Origin of the sequence: Helicobacter sp. MIT 03-1614 (assembly GCF_000762925.2) — a bacterium.
Lineage (GTDB): Bacteria > Campylobacterota > Campylobacteria > Campylobacterales > Helicobacteraceae > Helicobacter_C > Helicobacter_C hepaticus.
This window is the reverse complement of record NZ_JRMS02000002.1, coordinates 146,199-162,693: the sequence shown is the minus strand read 5'-3', so window position 1 is coordinate 162,693 and position 16,495 is coordinate 146,199. Positions and strand designations below refer to the sequence as shown.

The following is a 16,495-nucleotide window of genomic DNA, read 5'->3' as shown; positions in this document are numbered from 1 at the left end:
ATAAATGGCTTATAATAATGCTCAATCAATATAAATGGGGTGAAAATGACATACAAATCTTTCATAAAAGGAGCTTTAGTTGTGCTTGTGGCACTAACTATGAGTGGATGTTTTGTGAATCTTATCACGCAAGAATATAAAGATTCACTTTTAGAAGATGAGAAACAATGGTATGTGTATAAATTTACACTTAAAGACGGGCAGGAGTTTGAACCTATTTGGAAAGAGGCTCAATCAACTATGAGCTTTGATACTGAAGAAAATCGTATTTTTGGTGTGAGTGTGTGCAATAATTATTTTGCTACATTTGCACTAAGGGGTAAAAAACTTAAAGTAAGTGCTAGCGGAGCGTCTCGCCGACTTTGCCACCCAAGCGAAAGTAGTAGATATGAATTTTGGTTTGTGCGCTCTTTGGAGGGGGAATTTGTCATAGAAAAAGAGGGTAAAGAAATGCGTTTAAAAGGTGAACACGCAACTTATTATTTGCGCAGATGAAAACTCTTGCCTCACAAGCAACAAAACAAATGCCAATACAAGCAATAGGCAATTTTGAGAGCAAAGGTTCAAAGTTTCTAAGCTTTCTTTTTCCTTTTGCGCAATTTAATGAAAGCTTATCAAGTTTAAAAGAGCAGCACCCAAAGGCTGTGCATTTTGTGAGTGCGAGTAGGCATTATAATGAATATGGGCAGATTCTAGAATCTTTTGATGATGATAAAGAACCAAGGGGAAGTAGTGGCACGCCAAGTCTAAATGTATTGCGTGGAGAGGAGCTTGTTGAAGTAGGCGTGGTAATAGTGCGATATTTTGGTGGCACATTATTAGGTGTTGGCGGTTTGGTGAGAGCTTATACAAATGCAGTGCAAAATGCAATAGAATCTGCTAAAATGCAAGGATTACTCGTTGATTATATACACGCGGAGACTTTTGAGTTACAAATTGCTTATTCTGCACTTTCTGTATGCGAATATGAGGCTAAAAAGTTAGGATTATGTTTTGAAAAAGAGGCTTTTTTGCCCTTTGGCGTGCAAGTGAGGGTTCAAGGAGAAAAGAAATGCCTTGAAATGTTTAAAACAATGTATAATAACAACTTTGTTTTCATAGCAAATCCCAAATAAATTAAAGGAGTAAGCAATGGAGTATTTGTATATTAAAGTGTTGCATATTGTAGCACTCATTTCGTGGATGGCAATGTTTTTTTATCTCCCACGATTATTTGTTTATCACGCGCAATATGCGGATAAATTGGAGTTTGTAGAAATTGTCAAGCTCCAGGAAATGCGGCTGTATAAATATATTGGTTTGCCCGCATTAGTGCTTACTCTGCTTAGCGGAGGAGTGATGATAGCACTTAATCCTGCATTATTTAAAGTGGCTGATTCTGGCTTATGGCTTCATATTAAGCTTATATTTGTGCTTTTATTTGTGATTTATCATTTTGTATGTGGATATTTTATTAAGACTTTGGATAAAGGCACTTGCACCAAAAGCCATACATTTTTTAGAATCTTTAATGAGATTCCCACACTTTTAGTTATTGTGATTGTCTTTTTGGCAGTGTGTAAGCCATTTTAGGAGACAATAAATGGCAAAATTATGGGGAGGACGCTTTGAATTAGATTCAAGTGCGCTTTTAGAGGAATTTAACGCTTCAATTTTCTTTGATAAGCAGCTATGGCAAGAAGATATAAAAGGTTCAAAAGCTCACGCAAAAATGCTTCATAAAATTGGCGTTTTGAGTGAGGAAGAAACACAAGAAATTATCAATGGACTTGAAATTATTGCACAGCGCATTAGTAGAGGTGAGTTTGTATTTAATGCAAGTGATGAAGATATACATATGGCAATAGAATCTGCTCTTACTGCACTTATTGGTGATGTAGGTAAAAAGCTTCATACTGCACGTAGCCGTAATGACCAAGTGGCACTTGATTTTAGGTTATATGTGTTAAAAAGCAATAAGGAGATTGTTAATTTGCTTTTAGAGCTTATGGCATCTATCCTTGCAATAGCAAAAGTGCATACTAGCACGATTATGCCGGGTATGACGCATTTACAACACGCACAACCGATTAATTTTGGTTTTGCTCTTGTAGCGTGGGCTTGTAATTTTAAACGAGATGTGGAACGATTATTGAGTGATTATACACGAAATAATAAATGTCCGCTTGGTAGTGGTGCATTAGCAGGCACACCTTATGGCAATGATAGAATCTTCCTTACCCAAGAGTTAGGGTTTGACGAACCTACGCTTAATGCAATGGATTCAGTAAGTGATAGAGATTTTGCCCTTGATATGCTTTATTCCCTTTCTATGATAATGATGCACATTTCTCGTGTGGCAGAGGAGCTTGTGCTGTGGAGTAGCTCGGAATTTAAATTTATCTCTTTAAGTGATGAATATGCTACGGGAAGCTCTATAATGCCACAAAAAAAGAATCCTGATGTGCCTGAACTTTTGCGCGGAAAGAGTGGGCGCGTGTATGGGGAGCTTATGGGACTGCTTTGTGTAATGAAAGGATTACCCTTTGCTTATAATAAAGATACGCAAGAGGATAAAGAGGGCGTGTTTGATGCACTTAAAAATGTGGGGCTTTGCCTTAGAATCCTCAAAGAATGCCTTAAAACGATGAGTATTCACCCTGAAAATATGTATAAAATGGCGAAAATTGGACATTTGAGTGCTACTGATTTGGCAGATTTTTTAGTGCGTGAGTGTGGTGTAGCATTCCGTGATGCACATCATATCACCGGGCAAGTCGTAGCGTATGCAGAGAGCAAAGGTGTAGATATAAGCGATTTATCCGAAGAAGAGATTATGGGTGTGGATTCTCGGATTAAACAAGGTGTAAAAGCTGTGCTGTGTTTAGAGTATTCTATGAATGCACGTAATACTCTTGGTGGCACAGCAGTAACACAAACTTGTCATCAAATTGAGGTGCTTGAATCTTTTGTGCGTGAGCAAATGGCGTGTTTGCAAGTAGGAAGGGGTAAAAATGAGTGAAAAACAAGAACAAATTGTAAATATGTTTAATGATATTGCTCCGAGCTATGATAGGGCAAATCGCGTGATGAGTTTGGGTATTGATGTGAGTTGGCGTAAAGAGGCTTGCAAGAAAGCTTATGAGGCTTTGGGCAAAGATGAAATTCAGTGTGTGCTTGATGTGGCGTGTGGCACAGGTGATATGTTATTGCATTGGCATAATGAGGCACAAAAGGCACATAAACATATCACACAAATGCGTGGAATTGACCCTTCTAGTGGTATGCTTGATGTAGCTAGAAAGAAACTTACACCATTTTTTACATCTGATACTTTAATGCTTGATATTGGCGAAGCAAAGGCATTATGTGTAGAATCCCAAAGTGTAGATATTCTCTCAATTGCTTATGGATTACGCAATGTCGTAGAGCTTGATAAAGCACTTGATGAATTTGTGCGTGTGCTTAAAAGTGGGGGTGTTCTTGTAATTTTAGAATTTATGAACAACAAGCCTAGAGGATTACTTGATATATTTATGCGCTTTTATACGCGCAAGATTCTTCCTGTAGTGGGGGGGATTATTTCTCGTAATTATGGAGCCTATAAGTATTTACCAAATTCTATTGAGGGTTTTGTAAGCAGCGAAGAACTCGCAAATAAACTCTTACAGAGGGGAGTGAAAAGTTATTTTATTAAAGGATATAGTGCTAATATTTCTACACTCTATGTAGGAGTGAAGGTATAAATGCGTAAAAGTGATTTAAAAAATTTATTTTAGTAACAAAGTTATTCTTTTGCTTTACTTTTTAAGGGGTTATTTACAAAAATATCTTACCATAAGAAAGGCTAAATGAGAGCAAAAAGCATAATCCCCAATAGCGCAAGCATATTTAAGGTTTTTAAAACCTAGCCCAGAGCGTGGGTATTAAGAAGGAGTGAGGGAATGAGTGAGGATTCTGAAGTAGTCTTAGTAGGTGGAGGCATAATGAGTTTGACTTTGGCAGCAATGCTAAGGGAGCTCAAACCTTCTTTACATATCAGCGTGTATGAAATGTTTGAGGATTTAGCTACTGAAAGTAGTTCGGTATGGAACAATGCAGGAACAGGACATCAAGCACTTTGTGAGCTTAACTATACGCCACAAAAAGAAGATGGAAGTATTGATGTTTCAAAAGCATTAAAGATTAATCAGCAATTTGAATTAAGTAAAGAATTTTGGGCATATTGTATTAGAAAGCAGATTCTCAAAGGTGCTCATACTTTTTTGAATCCTGTGCCACATTTGAGCTTTGTCGTTGATGATATTGTGCCTTATTTGAAAAAACGTTATGAAACACTTAAAGATTCTCCGCTTTTTAAAAATATGATTTATACTGAAGATAGAGAGCAGATTAAAGAATGGGCGCCACTTTTACTTGAGGGACGAGGCGAGACACAAAAGATGGCAGTTACTTATATGGCTGGTGGAAGTGATGTTGATTTTGGTGAAATTGCACGGCAGTTTGGAGAAAAATTAAGCCAAAAAGAGGGTTTTGATGTTTATACTCATCATAAAGTGCGTGATTTAACCAAAGAGGGCAATATATGGTTATTAGATGTTATTGATACTAAAAGCTATGAGAGAAAACAAGTAAAGGCAAAATTTGTATTTTTAGGTGCGGGGGGAGGTTCTTTTCCGCTCTTGCAAAAAAGTGGCATACCCGAAGGGCGCGGCTATGGCGGATTCCCTGTGGGTGGTTTATGGCTTATATGTAATAATCGCGAAATTATTGAAAAACATAATGCTAAGATTTATGGTAAAGCATCTATTGGCGACCCGCCTATGTCTGTGCCACATTTAGATACGCGTATTATCAGGGGCAAAAAAGAATTGCTTTTTGGACCTTATGCAGGATTTAATACGAAATTTCTTAAAAAAGGAAGTTTTTTTGATTTTCCCTCATCAATCCGTTTAAATAATTTTATTCCTATGATTCAAGCAGGTATTGACAATGTGCCATTGACAATTTACCTTATTAAGCAGATTCTCTCAACTGATAGAATGCGTATGCGTAAGCTTGAAGTATTTTTCCCTGCGGCGCAGTTTCCAGATTGGAATGCGCAGTTTGCAGGGCAAAGGGTGCAAGTAATTAAAAAAGATAAAAATGGTAGAGGAAGTTTGCAATTTGGCACGGAAGTGATTACTTCTAGCGATGGCTCTCTTGCAGCATTACTTGGAGCTTCACCGGGAGCTTCAACGGTGGTAGATATTATGTTAGAAGTGCTTAAACGTTGCTTTGGTGATGAAATGAAAACAAGCGCTTGGCAAGATAAACTTGCTGAAATGGTGCCTTCTTATAATCGTTCTCTTGAGGAAAATATTACTCATTTTAATGAATGTCGTTTAAAAACAGCCCAAACGCTTCATTTGCCTTTTGATGAAATTTGAATCTAAAACACAGTAGCTTTTTAGAAGCTTAAAAAAACCCTAAAAGGGTATTATAAATGTAATTTGTTTGTTTAGAGTTAATGTATATAATTCTCATTTATTTTTGATTATGGGGAAAATAATGAAATATCTTGATGTGCGTTTGCCAGAGTTTGCAAATGAATTTCAACAAGTCTTATCTCGTGGAAAAATGGATATGAAAGAAGTTTCATCTCTTGTGCAAGAATTGCTTGATGAGATTCGCACAGAGGGCTTAGATGCTCTAAAGAAGCATATTGCTCGTTTTGATAAATGGGAGGTAAAAAGTTTTGAAGATTTGCGTATCTCGCCAAAAGAGTGTCTTAATGCCTATAATCAGCTTTCTTCAGAATTAAAATCTGCACTTCATCTTGCTTATGATAGAATCTATGCTTTTCATCGCAAACAAAAAATGCAAAGTTGGATTGATTGTGAGGAAAATGGAAGCATACTTGGTTCAAAATTTACTCCAATGGAGCGTGCAGGATTATACATTCCCGGTGGTAAAGCAGCTTACCCAAGCTCACTTTTGATGAATGCTATTCCTGCGATTGTTGCAGGAGTTAAAGAGATTATTGTATGTTCTCCTACACCGCATAATCAAGCTAATCCCCTTGTGCTTGCAGCATTACATTTGTGCGGTATTACTGAAGTATATAAGGTTGGTGGTGCGAGTGCCATAGGGCTTATGGCTTATGGCTGCAAAGAGATTCCTAAAGTTGATGTTATTACTGGTCCGGGCAATATTTTTGTTGCTTGTGCCAAAAAACTTGTTTTTGGCGAGGTAAATATTGATATGGTTGCAGGTCCAAGCGAGATAGCAATTATTGCAGATTCTCAAGCTAATCCGCTTTACATTGCCTATGATTTGCTTTCCCAAGCTGAACACGATGAAATGGCAAGTTCCATACTCATAAGCGATAGTGCCCCACTTATAGAATCTGTGCAAAAACATATTGAACAGATTTTACCCTCAATGCCTAGAGCAGAGATTGCAGGAGCGAGTATTAAAAATCGTGCAGTTATGATATATACGCGCAATTTACAAGAAAGTATAGAGATTGCTAATGCCATTGCTCCCGAACATTTAGAAGTTCTTACAACCACTCCATTTGATACGCTTCCTTATATTAAACACGCAGGAGCTATTTTCTTAGGAGAGCATTCAAGTGAGCCTATTGGAGACTATCTTGCAGGTCCTAATCATACGCTTCCCACAGGCGGAAGTGCGCGTTTCTTTTCACCGCTTGGAGTGGAGCATTTTATGAAAAAAAGTTCAATTATTGCTTTTTCAGCTACTGCATTAGAAGAAGTTGGGGAATCTTGCGCACTTTTGGCTCAAAGTGAATCTTTATCTGCTCACGCTCAAGCGGTTTTAACAAGATTAGATTCTATTAAATCAAAGAGGGAGTAGTTTATGGACGCATTTTTTGAGGGCACGCCATTGCAAAAGTGGCAAGAGATTATCCTTAATGCTTCGCCTACTTTAGTAGGATTGGAGCTTGAGGCTTTGTTAGAACGTATAGCTGTATATGAAGCACTTTTAGAACATCAAGGTATAGATATAGAATCTGCATTTGTCAATTATCGTTTTGATGAGACTCATAAGGAAGCATTGCGTGTGGCAAAAGATAATCTTGCCATAGAATCAATGGCAAAAATATTGGGCAATTATGAATAAAATCTTTTTATTTTTTACTCCTTTTTTGCTTTCTTGTGCGGCGTATGCCCTAGCTCCTATTTGGGCGTGGGAAAAAGACTTATCACTTGAAAAAGAGCAAGTTTATAAGGCTAACTTTAGTGTAGGTGCAGTGCAAAAAGAACTTGAGTTTCGTTGGACACTTTATAAAAATTATGGGCTTATACTTCATATTCGTTATGATAAATTTAATCATCAAGTGCTTCTCTATACAGATTATCAACGCAATGCTTATAAAATATCACTTGGAAGAGGCAATAGCTCACAAAAAGATGACCCACATTTAATTATGTATTTTAAGGAATTTGCTGATAAGGATAAAAAAGCACATTTAAAGCTCTATATTGAGGGGCAAGGTGCAGCAGTGCTTGATGAGAGCATTTCGCCAAGTAAAGATAAAAAAGAAGACGAAGAGGCAGAAGAAGATACTACTCAAGGACAAGCATCGTGAATATACAATTTGCACTTGAACGCATTAAGGCATATATTCATACTTACGTCCAAGAGTGTAAAAATGAAGAAGTAAATGCTTTATATGGACATTTAAGTTATGGGAAAATGCTTCGTAGCAAACTTTTGCTTTCTATTAGTGATATGAACGAAGATGCTTTAAGAGTGTGTGCCTTAATTGAAATGATACAAAGTGCCTCACTTTTGCACGATGATGTGATTGATGAATCTCTTACAAGACGCGGTATTCCATCTATTAATGCTACTTTTGGTAATAAAAATGCCATAATGCTGGGCGATGTGCTTTATTCTAAGGCATTTTATGAGCTAAGCTGTCTTGATGTCAGATTAGCTCAAAGTGTTTCTTCAGCTGTTGTTCGGCTTTCTGTGGGTGAAATTGAAGATGTAAAACTTTCACTTTCTTTTCATACAGATAAGGAGCGATATATTCGTATGTGTGCAGATAAAACAGCCGCACTTATTGTGGCTGCTGCGGAATGTGGTGCGATTTTAAAGGGTTTAAATAAAAATATTTATAGAATCTATGGTGAAAATTTAGGCATTGCTTTTCAAATAATTGATGATATTTTAGATATCACTCAAGATTCCCAAACACTTGGTAAGCCTTCAATGAGTGATTTTAAAGAAGGTAAAACGACTCTTCCTTATATGTATTTATATGAACATTTAAATGCAGATGAGCGTTCAAAATTGCTTGAGTGCTATGGTGTGCATCTTAATGAGGAAAAACAAGCGTGGATAAGAATGCAATTGCAAAAATATAATATCATCGCTCAAAGTGTCGCAGATGCTCAATATTATGCTAATAAAGCCATTCAATCTATTGTAAATGAGGGCAATGAGAAGCTTAAAGATATTGTTACACAAATGATTGAGAGGACATTTTAGGGAGGATAGAATGCAAGAAAAAATGGAAGTGCAATATATGGTGGTAAGTTTTTCACACAAAAATGTAGATATTGCTACGCGTGAGAAACTGAGTTTTAGCCAAGAAGAGATTGTGCCATTTTTGCAAGAGATTAATGTATGCGATAGTATTAGGGAGAGTATTTTACTTTGCACTTGTAATCGTGTGGAGCTTTATGTAAGTATGATTGATAAAAAAAGAGCAAGAGAACATATCTATGAATGTTTTTGCACACATAAGAATATAGCATTAGAGGATATAAAAAATATTGCACTTATGCGTTTAAACCAATATGCGATTTATCATATTTTTAGTGTGGCTTCAAGCCTTGATAGTTTGGTTATAGGTGAGACACAGATTACAGGACAACTTAAGCTTGCTTATAAACTTGCCTTTGAGAATGCGCTTTGTGCCAAAGATATGACTCGTCTTATGCACTTTGCCTTTAAGTGTGCTGCAAGCGTGCGAAAAGAGACAGATATTTCAGCTCATAGTGTATCGGTAGCTTCTACGGCAGTGCGTATGGCAGAACAAAAACTTGCTTTGTGTGATAAAACTTTAGAGAATCTGCCTGTTTTAGTTATCGGCAGTGGCGAAATGGGGCGTCTTGCGTGTAAGCATCTCCAAAATGCTAACGCTCAAATTACGCTTGTTAGTCGCACAAAAGAAAATGCACGCAAACTTGCCTTAGAACTTGACTCTAGTATAAATATAGAATCTTGGGAGCATTTAGAGCAACTTTTAGGGCAATATGAAGTGCTTTTTAGCGCTACGAGTGCTCCAAATTGTATTATTCAATCAAAGATGGTGCAAGTGAGCCAAAAGCAAAGATGGTGGTTTGATTTGGCTTTGCCGCGTGATATAGAAATTATACAAATGGAAAATTTACATATTTTTTGTGTTGATGATTTGGAAGAAATTGTGCAAGAGCATAAAAATGCGCGTGAAGATAGTGCAAAAAAAGCACAAAAGATTCTTGAACGTTATAGTGTAGAATTTTTTAAATGGCTTCAAACTTTGGGGATTGACCCTATCATTAAACATATTCGTTATCTTGCCAAACAATCTGCCCTCAAAGAGCTTGATAGAGCGGTAAAAAAAGGATTTTTACCCGCTTCGTATCAACAAAATGTAGAGAAGATTTTGCACGGAGCTTTTAATACCTTTTTGCATCAACCAACAATACGGCTTAAGCAAGCAAGTGAGAATCCTCAAGGCGACCCTATTATTGAAGCAATGAAAAATGTGTTTGATATTAGTGATGATGTTGTTATGCTCAATGGCTATAAATGTGAGAAAGACACCATTTTTTAAAGGAATACTATGAGGTTTTCACAACTTTTTGTAAATACTCTTAAAGAATCTCCCAAAGATGCAGTGCTTAAAAGTCATCAATATCTTATTCGTGGGGGCTTTATACAGCAAATCGGCAGTGGTATTTATAATTTTTTACCCCTTGGCAAAAAACTCCTTGATAAAGTGCGCTTTATTGTTAAAGAAGAAATGGACAAGAGTGGTGCACAAGAGATTCTTATGGGATTTGTTACTCCTGCAGAGCTATGGAGAGAATCTGGGCGTTATGAACAATATGGCAGGGAGCTTTTGCGTTTTGTAGATAGAAAAGAGAATGAATTTGTGCTTGGACCTACGCACGAGGAAGTCATAACGCATATTGCAAAAAATACGATTAAAAGCTATAAGCAACTCCCGCTTCATCTTTATCAGATTCATAGTAAATTTCGTGATGAACTGCGTCCGCGATTTGGACTTATGCGTGGGCGTGAGTTTATTATGAAAGATGGATATAGTTTTCATAGTAATTATGCGGATTTGGATAGAGAGTTTGATGTTATGGAGGCGACATATAAAAGGATTTTGCAAAGAATGGGCTTAAAGTTTAAAGTTGTAGAGGCAGATTCTGGAGCAATTGGTGGAAGCGGAAGTAAAGAATTTATGGTATTAGCGCCTTGCGGAGAGGATACTATTGTCGTATGTAAGGGTTGTGAATATGGTGCAAATATTGAAGCAAGTAAAAGAGCGCCACGCACTGCTCCGCGTCCAAATGAAATAAGATATGATAGCAATGCACCCCAGGCGGCTTTTGCACGATTTTTTACTCCTGATATAAAGAATATAGAATCTTTAAGCGCATTTTTTAAGGTTGATAAGTTTTGGACAATCAAAGCAATAGTAAAAAAAGCAATCAAAGCAAATAATGAAGGTGAATTGGTGTATTTTTTTGTGCGTGGTGATGATGAGGGTGAAGAAACAAAAATGCTCAATGCCATAAATAAACATACAAATTGTTATCTTGCCTTAGAAGATGCGAGTGTAGAGGAGATTCAAGCAGCTGGATTAGAAGTAGGATTTATTGGGGCTTATGGGTTGCGTCATATTACTCAAGCTACACATATCTATTTTGATGAGAGTTTAAGGGACGCCTCAAATCTCATCTGCGGAGCAAATGAGAAGGATTATCATTTCGTGGGTGTAGATTTAAGCACATTTGAAGGCTTAGAATATGCCGATATAGCTCAAAGTAAAGAGGGAGATTTATGTCCTAAGTGTGCCCAAGAGCTTTATTATACTAAAGGTATAGAAGTTGGACATATTTTTAAATTAGGTGACAAATATTCGCGTGCAATGAATGCGCAATTTTTGGATAACGATGGCAAGACACAACCGCTTATTATGGGCTGCTATGGCTTTGGAATCTCGCGTATTTTGCCTGCGATATTAGAGCAAAAAAGCGATGATTTAGGCTGTGTATGGAGCAAAGAAGTGAGTGTTTTTGATATAGCTATTATTATTTCAAACACTAAAGATTCTGTGCAAAATGATTTTGGTAGTGCTTTATATGAGATATTGAGTGCGCGTGGCATTGATGTTTTGTTAGATGAGCGAGATGAGCGATTTGGTGTGAAGATGAAAGATTTTGAATTGCTTGGTTTTCATTCTGCTTTGATTGTAGGTAAGGGTTTAAATGAGGGCAAAGTAGAGTTGATTAAACGCGAAGGCTTAAAAAAATATGAGCTTTGTACCACTGATAAAGAAATATTGCTTGAAGAGATTCTCAAAATCATAGCATAAGGAGTGGATATGGCAAAGCAGAGCGGAGCAGATAGAGAGCTAGTTATTGGCTCACGTGGAAGTATATTGGCTTTATGGCAAGCTGAATATATCAAGTCTTGCCTTAAAGCTCAATGTGGTTTGCAATCTCGCATACAAATTATTAAAACTCGTGGTGATAAAATTCTTGATGTGCCTTTGGCAAAAATAGGTGGAAAGGGGCTTTTTACTAAAGAGTTAGAAGAAATGCTTTTAAGCAAAGATATTGATTTGGCTGTGCATAGCCTCAAAGATGTGCCTGTAGAATTTGTGCCTGAACTCGATTTAGCAGCTATTACTCAACGTGAGAGTGCAAATGATTGTTTTTTGAGTGTAAATTATCCCAATCTTAATGCTTTACCACAAGGAGCAAAAGTAGGGACAACTTCCCTACGCCGCTCAATGCAGATTAAAAAATATCGCTCTGATTTAGATACATTAAGTTTGCGTGGCAATGTGCAAACACGACTAGAGAAACTCCATAATGGTGCATTTGATGCAATTATCCTCGCTCAAGCAGGAGTGAATAGGCTTAAAATCAATACACAAGATGTGCGCTATATCGTGCCCTTAGATTTTATGATACCTGCGATGGGGCAGGGTGCGCTTGGAATAGAAATGCGTAAGGATTCTATATTTTTTGATAGAATTGCTGTGCTTAATGATAAGCAGAGTGCGCTTTGTGTGAGTGCAGAAAGGGCTTTTGTGCGGACATTAGAGGGTGGGTGTCAAGTGCCAATAGGCGTGTATGCACAATTTAGCAATAATAAACTCACACTTCAAGCTATAGTAGGACTGCCTGATGGAAGTGAAGTATTACAAGATAGTGTCGAGGATTCTATAAATATAGATGATATAAATGCAAGCGAGAATCTAGGTATAGCATTTGCACAAAAATTTATTGATAAAGGTGCAAAAGAACTTCTTGAGCGAGCAGCAAAAATAGCATTTGCATAAAAATTAAAACCAAAATCCCAAAAATAGTGTAATGTTACAATTTTAAATATAACTTAGTTTTTCTGTTCAAAATTTTTTGCTTTTAAGCAAAAATCGGTGGGCAGGGGGGTAAAATCAGGTCTGCATTTAATGCAAAATATCAATAAAAGGTGGTTGCACAATGGAAAACAAAATAATGAAAAAATGCGCAGTAAGTTTAGCTTTATCTTTGACTTTTATAGCTTCTAATGGAATAGCAGAAGAAAGTGGATTATTCATTGGTGTTGGCACAGGTTATGGGCAAAGCGAAATCAAATCTAATAACACGAAAACAAAGCTTGATGGCTTGAGCTTTGAGACTATCGTTGGGTATAAATCATTTCTTACTCCTGCTTTTGGTATGCGTTATTATATAAACTTTGCTTATTCAAATGCAGAACAAAAGAATGACTTAAAGCCAAAAATTATAATGAATTATGGACTAAATGCAGATATGCTTTATAATGTAGTGGCGAGTGAAAGTGTGAATCTCGGTGCATTTGTGGGTGTAGGCGTTGGTGCAAATACTTGGGCTGCAAAAAATAATGAAGATTTTAAGGCAAAAACAGGTTTTAATGTCGCACTTAATGCTGGTTTAAGAAGTCAATTTGGCAAACATCACGGCATAGAAATTGTAGCTCGTGTGCCTTTTATAGATACGACATTAGAAAATGATAGAATAACAGGTGCTAAACAAACAGGCTCACATATTTATAATGTTGGTGCACGTTATATTTTAAGCTTCTAAGAGTTGCTTAGATTCTTTAATGGGGGGGCAAATGCCTCCACCCTTTTAATAGAGTTATACTTCTGTGGTGCTGATACCATATTTTTCTTCAAGCTTTTTGCCAAAATTTGTGCCAAAGCCTTCGCAAAAGCGCATTCCATAGAGTAATACAAACCACGATACATAAATCCATAACATCATAAAAAGAAAAATAGCAATAGGTCCATATACGCTTTTATAGGTTTGATTGTAAAATACATAATATACAAAAGCCCATTTTGTGAGTAGCCATACACTTGTGGTTAATAGGCTTGAACTAAAGAGTGCAAGAAGCTTAAGAGGTTTGTTTGCAGAGAGCTTAAAGAGCAAGAAAAACATAGCCCACGTAAGCAAATAAGGTATTAAGTCAAATAAAAGGCTTAAATCTGCTGTGCCTTTGAGTGTTTTTTGCACTTCGCCGCTAAAATAAATTGAAAAAGCAAGCACTATTGGGAAAAGCGTAATCATCGTCCAATACATTAGAAGAGAATCAAAAAACTTGCGAGGTGTTGAATTAAACATTTTTGCTGCGATGTATTCATAATTGCGAAAAAACATTATAGATGCTACAAGCGTATATCCAAGCCCCATCATACCTAGTGCCGAGCTATTTTTCATAAAAGTATCAAGATAGCTAGAAATCACATCAGTATGCGTGGGTAGAATATTAGAAAGTATGAGTGTGCGGATTTGCTCAATTTGAGATTGAAAATTAGGTAGATTCATTACAATAGAAAAAACAATCATTAAAAGTGGAATAATTGCAAAAACTGTGTAAAAACTAAGCGAAGCTGCATAAAAGCTTAATTCTTTGTCGGCGACAAAATCCCAAATACTTTTTATCTTATTCCATAATATATCAAAAAGGCTACGTGATTTGCACCAAAGATTGGCAACAAGCTGTTCTTTTTGGATAGATGGCATAGAGAATCTCCTTAGTGGCAGTTTGTTGCAGCGACATAGCCATAAGATTCTATCATTGCTACATCATCTTTAGGTGCTTTGCCATCAGTGGTGAGGTAATCGCCTAGCACCACGCCATTAATTCCTGCTTCAAAAAGTGGCTTTTGGTTATCACCAAAGACTGCCTCTCGCCCTCCCGCAATCATTAAGCGTGTATTTGGGAGATATTCACGCGCAAGAGTTACGCATTCTAGCGCTTCTTGTGGGCTAAGAGTTTGCATAGGTAAAGGTAGAGATTCATTAGCGATATAAAAATTAAGGGGAGATGTATGAGGGGAGAGGATCTGTAAATGTTTAAGCAGTTCTATTCTATCTCCCCAACTTTCACCTAAGCCGAAAATGCCTCCAGATAATAGTCCTAGCTCTGCTTTAAGAGTATTTTCGCAGGTTTCAAATCGCTCTTTCCAAGTGTGTGTAGTGCAAATGTGTGGAAAAAACTCTTTAGAAGTTTCCAAATTGTGATTATAACTATCCACGCCATTGGTTTTAAGGTATTTAAGAGAATCTACATCTGCACTACCACAGCACGCGATAATATGTAAGCCTAAATCTGCTTTTTTAATTGCATTTGCAGCTTTAGCAATATATTCACATTTTTGGGATTCTAAACTGCGTCCTGCGGTTACAAGGCAAAATCCTAATGCACCATATTCGCGCAATGTTTTTGCTTCTTGCACAATTTTATCAATGCTTTTGTTTTTGTATCTTTGAATCTGTGTGCCATAATGCGCACTTTGGGTGCAGTATTTGCAATCTTCTGGACAATCTCCAGAGCTAACATTGCAAATACTGCATAGGAATATTTCATTACTTATTTTTTGCATAACTTACCTTATTGTGTTGAGATAATGCTATTGTAGCAAAAAGTCTTTAAAAGTTCTAATGTGATAGAATGATTTAATTGTTTTGAGGAGATGGAGTGAGAGCTTTAGAAGTAAGTGAGATTAACGCACAAATTAAAAGTATTTTAGAATCTACTTTTATGGATATTTGTGTGCGTGGCGAAATAAGTAATGTAACAATTCATACAAGCGGACATATTTATCTCACTCTTAAAGATGAAAGCTCAAGCGTGCGTTGTGTGATGTTTAAAGGCAATGTGCGTAACTTGAAAATAAAGCTTGAAGTAGGACAAAGTGTGCTTATAATGGGCTCACTTAGTGTCTATGTGCCCAAAGGAGAATATCAGATTCTTTGTAAAAGCATCACACTTGCAGGTTTAGGCGAACTCTCTCAAGCGTATGAAGCCCTTAAGACAAAGCTTGGTGCAAAGGGATATTTTGAATCTACTCATAAAAAGCCTTTACCACGCTTCCCTAAACGTATTGCTTTGCTCACTTCTGCCACAGGTGCGGCAAAAGAGGATATGCTCAAAGTAGCTCGTAAGCGTTGGAATCTTGTGCATATTACGCTTTTTAATACACTTGTGCAAGGTGAAGGAGCAAAAGATTCTATAGTAGAGAATCTAAAACGAGCTGATAGTTTTTTTGGCACATCTGAAAGCTTTGATGTTATTGTCTTAGGGAGAGGTGGAGGAAGTATGGAGGATATGTGGGCATTTAATGAAGAATGCGTAGCAGATGCCATTTATTCTGCACACACACCTATTATTTCTGCTGTGGGACACGAGGTTGATGTATTTATAAGTGATTTTGTCGCCGATGTGCGAGCTCCTACGCCTTCAGCGGCTATGGAAATACTTTTGCCTGACAAAAACGAATATTTGCGTGTGCTTGATGAAATAATGAATAGTTATTTTTATGCCCTAAAGCAGCAATTTGTGCTTAAAAGTCAAGCATTAGAGCGAATGCGAGAATATTTTAAGCTTTATAATTTTGAGCAGCGCTATTGTGCTAAGGTTGAGCAAATCAATATTTTTCAACAAATGATGCGAGATTCTATGAATGCAGTACTTGAGGATAAAATGCTAAAATATGAACATATATTTTTATCTCTTAATGCTCGGTGTGAGGAGAAATTTCAGCAATGTCAATATGAATATGAGCGTATATTGGAGGTGTTTAATGCTTTGAATCCACACTCACTTTCCACTCGTGGGTATGCACAAATAAGTAAAGAAGGGAAACCTTGTAGATTAAGTGATATTGATATAAATGAAGAATTTTATTTAAGTGATATGACACATTCTATTTTAGCAAAGCGTTTGCAATGAATTAAAC

The 16,495-nt window shown here is 36.8% G+C and carries 17 protein-coding genes; 15 read left to right on the top strand and 2 right to left on the bottom strand.

Annotated elements, in window-relative coordinates:
- Positions 1 to 45 precede the first annotated feature (45 nt).
- From LS66_RS02070 to LS66_RS02005, 14 genes are all read left to right on the top strand, one after another.
- Positions 46 to 495, top strand: coding sequence for an META domain-containing protein (locus LS66_RS02070; RefSeq protein ID WP_226989490.1), 450 nt, complete (start codon positions 46 to 48; stop codon positions 493 to 495).
- Between the two features lie 29 nt (positions 496 to 524).
- On the top strand, positions 525 to 1,115 hold the full coding sequence (locus tag LS66_RS02065; RefSeq protein ID WP_236096959.1) for a YigZ family protein: 591 nt from the start codon (positions 525 to 527) through the stop codon (positions 1,113 to 1,115).
- A gap of 16 nt (positions 1,116 to 1,131) precedes the next feature.
- A complete protein-coding gene (hemJ, locus tag LS66_RS02060; RefSeq protein ID WP_011116556.1) occupies positions 1,132 to 1,572 on the top strand; it encodes a protoporphyrinogen oxidase HemJ in 441 nt (146 codons plus the stop codon).
- A gap of 10 nt (positions 1,573 to 1,582) precedes the next feature.
- Entirely contained in the window at positions 1,583 to 3,001 is a 1,419-nt protein-coding gene (gene argH, locus LS66_RS02055) for an argininosuccinate lyase (RefSeq protein WP_034368300.1), read from the top strand.
- Positions 2,994 to 3,725: a bifunctional demethylmenaquinone methyltransferase/2-methoxy-6-polyprenyl-1,4-benzoquinol methylase UbiE gene (ubiE, locus tag LS66_RS02050; protein WP_011116558.1), complete on the top strand. Its 732-nt coding sequence runs from the start codon at positions 2,994 to 2,996 to the stop codon at positions 3,723 to 3,725. Before argH ends, ubiE begins: the two co-directional genes overlap by 8 nt.
- 198 nt (positions 3,726 to 3,923) lie before the next feature.
- On the top strand, positions 3,924 to 5,408 hold the full coding sequence (gene mqo, locus LS66_RS02045; RefSeq protein WP_011116559.1) for a malate dehydrogenase (quinone): 1,485 nt from the start codon (positions 3,924 to 3,926) through the stop codon (positions 5,406 to 5,408).
- A gap of 121 nt (positions 5,409 to 5,529) precedes the next feature.
- Positions 5,530 to 6,840, top strand: coding sequence for a histidinol dehydrogenase (gene hisD, locus LS66_RS02040; RefSeq protein ID WP_034368073.1), 1,311 nt, complete (start codon positions 5,530 to 5,532; stop codon positions 6,838 to 6,840).
- Positions 6,841 to 6,843: 3 nt separating this feature from the next.
- A complete protein-coding gene (locus LS66_RS02035; RefSeq protein WP_011116561.1) occupies positions 6,844 to 7,107 on the top strand; it encodes a DUF2018 family protein in 264 nt (87 codons plus the stop codon).
- Positions 7,100 to 7,576: a hypothetical protein gene (locus LS66_RS02030; RefSeq protein ID WP_011116562.1), complete on the top strand. Its 477-nt coding sequence runs from the start codon at positions 7,100 to 7,102 to the stop codon at positions 7,574 to 7,576. Before LS66_RS02035 ends, LS66_RS02030 begins: the two co-directional genes overlap by 8 nt.
- Entirely contained in the window at positions 7,573 to 8,484 is a 912-nt protein-coding gene (locus LS66_RS02025) for a polyprenyl synthetase family protein (RefSeq protein WP_011116563.1), read from the top strand. Before LS66_RS02030 ends, LS66_RS02025 begins: the two co-directional genes overlap by 4 nt.
- Before the next feature lie 10 nt (positions 8,485 to 8,494).
- Complete coding sequence (gene hemA / locus LS66_RS02020; protein WP_052057512.1) at positions 8,495 to 9,817, top strand: glutamyl-tRNA reductase; 1,323 nt, start codon at positions 8,495 to 8,497, stop codon at positions 9,815 to 9,817.
- Between the two features lie 9 nt (positions 9,818 to 9,826).
- Positions 9,827 to 11,593 (top strand): proline--tRNA ligase, encoded by a 1,767-nt coding sequence (locus LS66_RS02015; protein ID WP_034368075.1) that lies wholly within the window; start codon positions 9,827 to 9,829, stop codon positions 11,591 to 11,593.
- 9 nt (positions 11,594 to 11,602) lie between these two features.
- Entirely contained in the window at positions 11,603 to 12,568 is a 966-nt protein-coding gene (gene hemC, locus LS66_RS02010; protein WP_011116566.1) for a hydroxymethylbilane synthase, read from the top strand.
- Between the two features lie 160 nt (positions 12,569 to 12,728).
- A complete protein-coding gene (locus LS66_RS02005; protein WP_081947935.1) occupies positions 12,729 to 13,334 on the top strand; it encodes an outer membrane beta-barrel protein in 606 nt (201 codons plus the stop codon).
- A 54-nt stretch (positions 13,335 to 13,388) separates the two neighbouring features.
- Here the strand turns inward: LS66_RS02005 and LS66_RS02000 are convergent, their stop codons facing one another.
- Both LS66_RS02000 and LS66_RS01995 read right to left on the bottom strand, forming a co-directional pair.
- Positions 13,389 to 14,276, bottom strand: coding sequence for a YihY family inner membrane protein (locus LS66_RS02000; protein WP_011116569.1), 888 nt, complete (start codon positions 14,274 to 14,276; stop codon positions 13,389 to 13,391).
- 11 nt (positions 14,277 to 14,287) lie between these two features.
- Complete coding sequence (locus tag LS66_RS01995; RefSeq protein ID WP_034365809.1) at positions 14,288 to 15,139, bottom strand: biotin synthase; 852 nt, start codon at positions 15,137 to 15,139, stop codon at positions 14,288 to 14,290.
- 95 nt (positions 15,140 to 15,234) lie between these two features.
- Here LS66_RS01995 and xseA point away from each other — a divergent pair, with 95 nt between their 5' ends.
- Positions 15,235 to 16,488 carry an exodeoxyribonuclease VII large subunit gene (gene xseA, locus LS66_RS01990; RefSeq protein ID WP_034365806.1) on the top strand — a complete coding sequence of 418 codons (1,254 nt, stop codon included), beginning with the start codon at positions 15,235 to 15,237 and terminating at the stop codon, positions 16,486 to 16,488.
- Positions 16,489 to 16,495: the final 7 nt, after the last annotated feature.

What these genes read in the sequence shown, in the direction of transcription:
- LS66_RS02070 (WP_226989490.1), top strand. Translation starts at nt 46, where the DNA reads ATGACATACAAATCTTTCATAAAAGGAGCTTTAGTTGTGCTTGTGGCA.
- LS66_RS02065 (WP_236096959.1), top strand. Translation starts at nt 525, where the DNA reads ATGCCAATACAAGCAATAGGCAATTTTGAGAGCAAAGGTTCAAAGTTT.
- hemJ (WP_011116556.1), top strand. Translation starts at nt 1,132, where the DNA reads ATGGAGTATTTGTATATTAAAGTGTTGCATATTGTAGCACTCATTTCG.
- argH (WP_034368300.1), top strand. Translation starts at nt 1,583, where the DNA reads ATGGCAAAATTATGGGGAGGACGCTTTGAATTAGATTCAAGTGCGCTT.
- ubiE (WP_011116558.1), top strand. Translation starts at nt 2,994, where the DNA reads ATGAGTGAAAAACAAGAACAAATTGTAAATATGTTTAATGATATTGCT.
- mqo (WP_011116559.1), top strand. Translation starts at nt 3,924, where the DNA reads ATGAGTGAGGATTCTGAAGTAGTCTTAGTAGGTGGAGGCATAATGAGT.
- hisD (WP_034368073.1), top strand. Translation starts at nt 5,530, where the DNA reads ATGAAATATCTTGATGTGCGTTTGCCAGAGTTTGCAAATGAATTTCAA.
- LS66_RS02035 (WP_011116561.1), top strand. Translation starts at nt 6,844, where the DNA reads ATGGACGCATTTTTTGAGGGCACGCCATTGCAAAAGTGGCAAGAGATT.
- LS66_RS02030 (WP_011116562.1), top strand. Translation starts at nt 7,100, where the DNA reads ATGAATAAAATCTTTTTATTTTTTACTCCTTTTTTGCTTTCTTGTGCG.
- hemA (WP_052057512.1), top strand. Translation starts at nt 8,495, where the DNA reads ATGCAAGAAAAAATGGAAGTGCAATATATGGTGGTAAGTTTTTCACAC.
- LS66_RS02015 (WP_034368075.1), top strand. Translation starts at nt 9,827, where the DNA reads ATGAGGTTTTCACAACTTTTTGTAAATACTCTTAAAGAATCTCCCAAA.
- hemC (WP_011116566.1), top strand. Translation starts at nt 11,603, where the DNA reads ATGGCAAAGCAGAGCGGAGCAGATAGAGAGCTAGTTATTGGCTCACGT.
- LS66_RS02005 (WP_081947935.1), top strand. Translation starts at nt 12,729, where the DNA reads ATGGAAAACAAAATAATGAAAAAATGCGCAGTAAGTTTAGCTTTATCT.
- LS66_RS02000 (WP_011116569.1), bottom strand. Translation starts at nt 14,276, where the DNA reads ATGCCATCTATCCAAAAAGAACAGCTTGTTGCCAATCTTTGGTGCAAA.
- LS66_RS01995 (WP_034365809.1), bottom strand. Translation starts at nt 15,139, where the DNA reads ATGCAAAAAATAAGTAATGAAATATTCCTATGCAGTATTTGCAATGTT.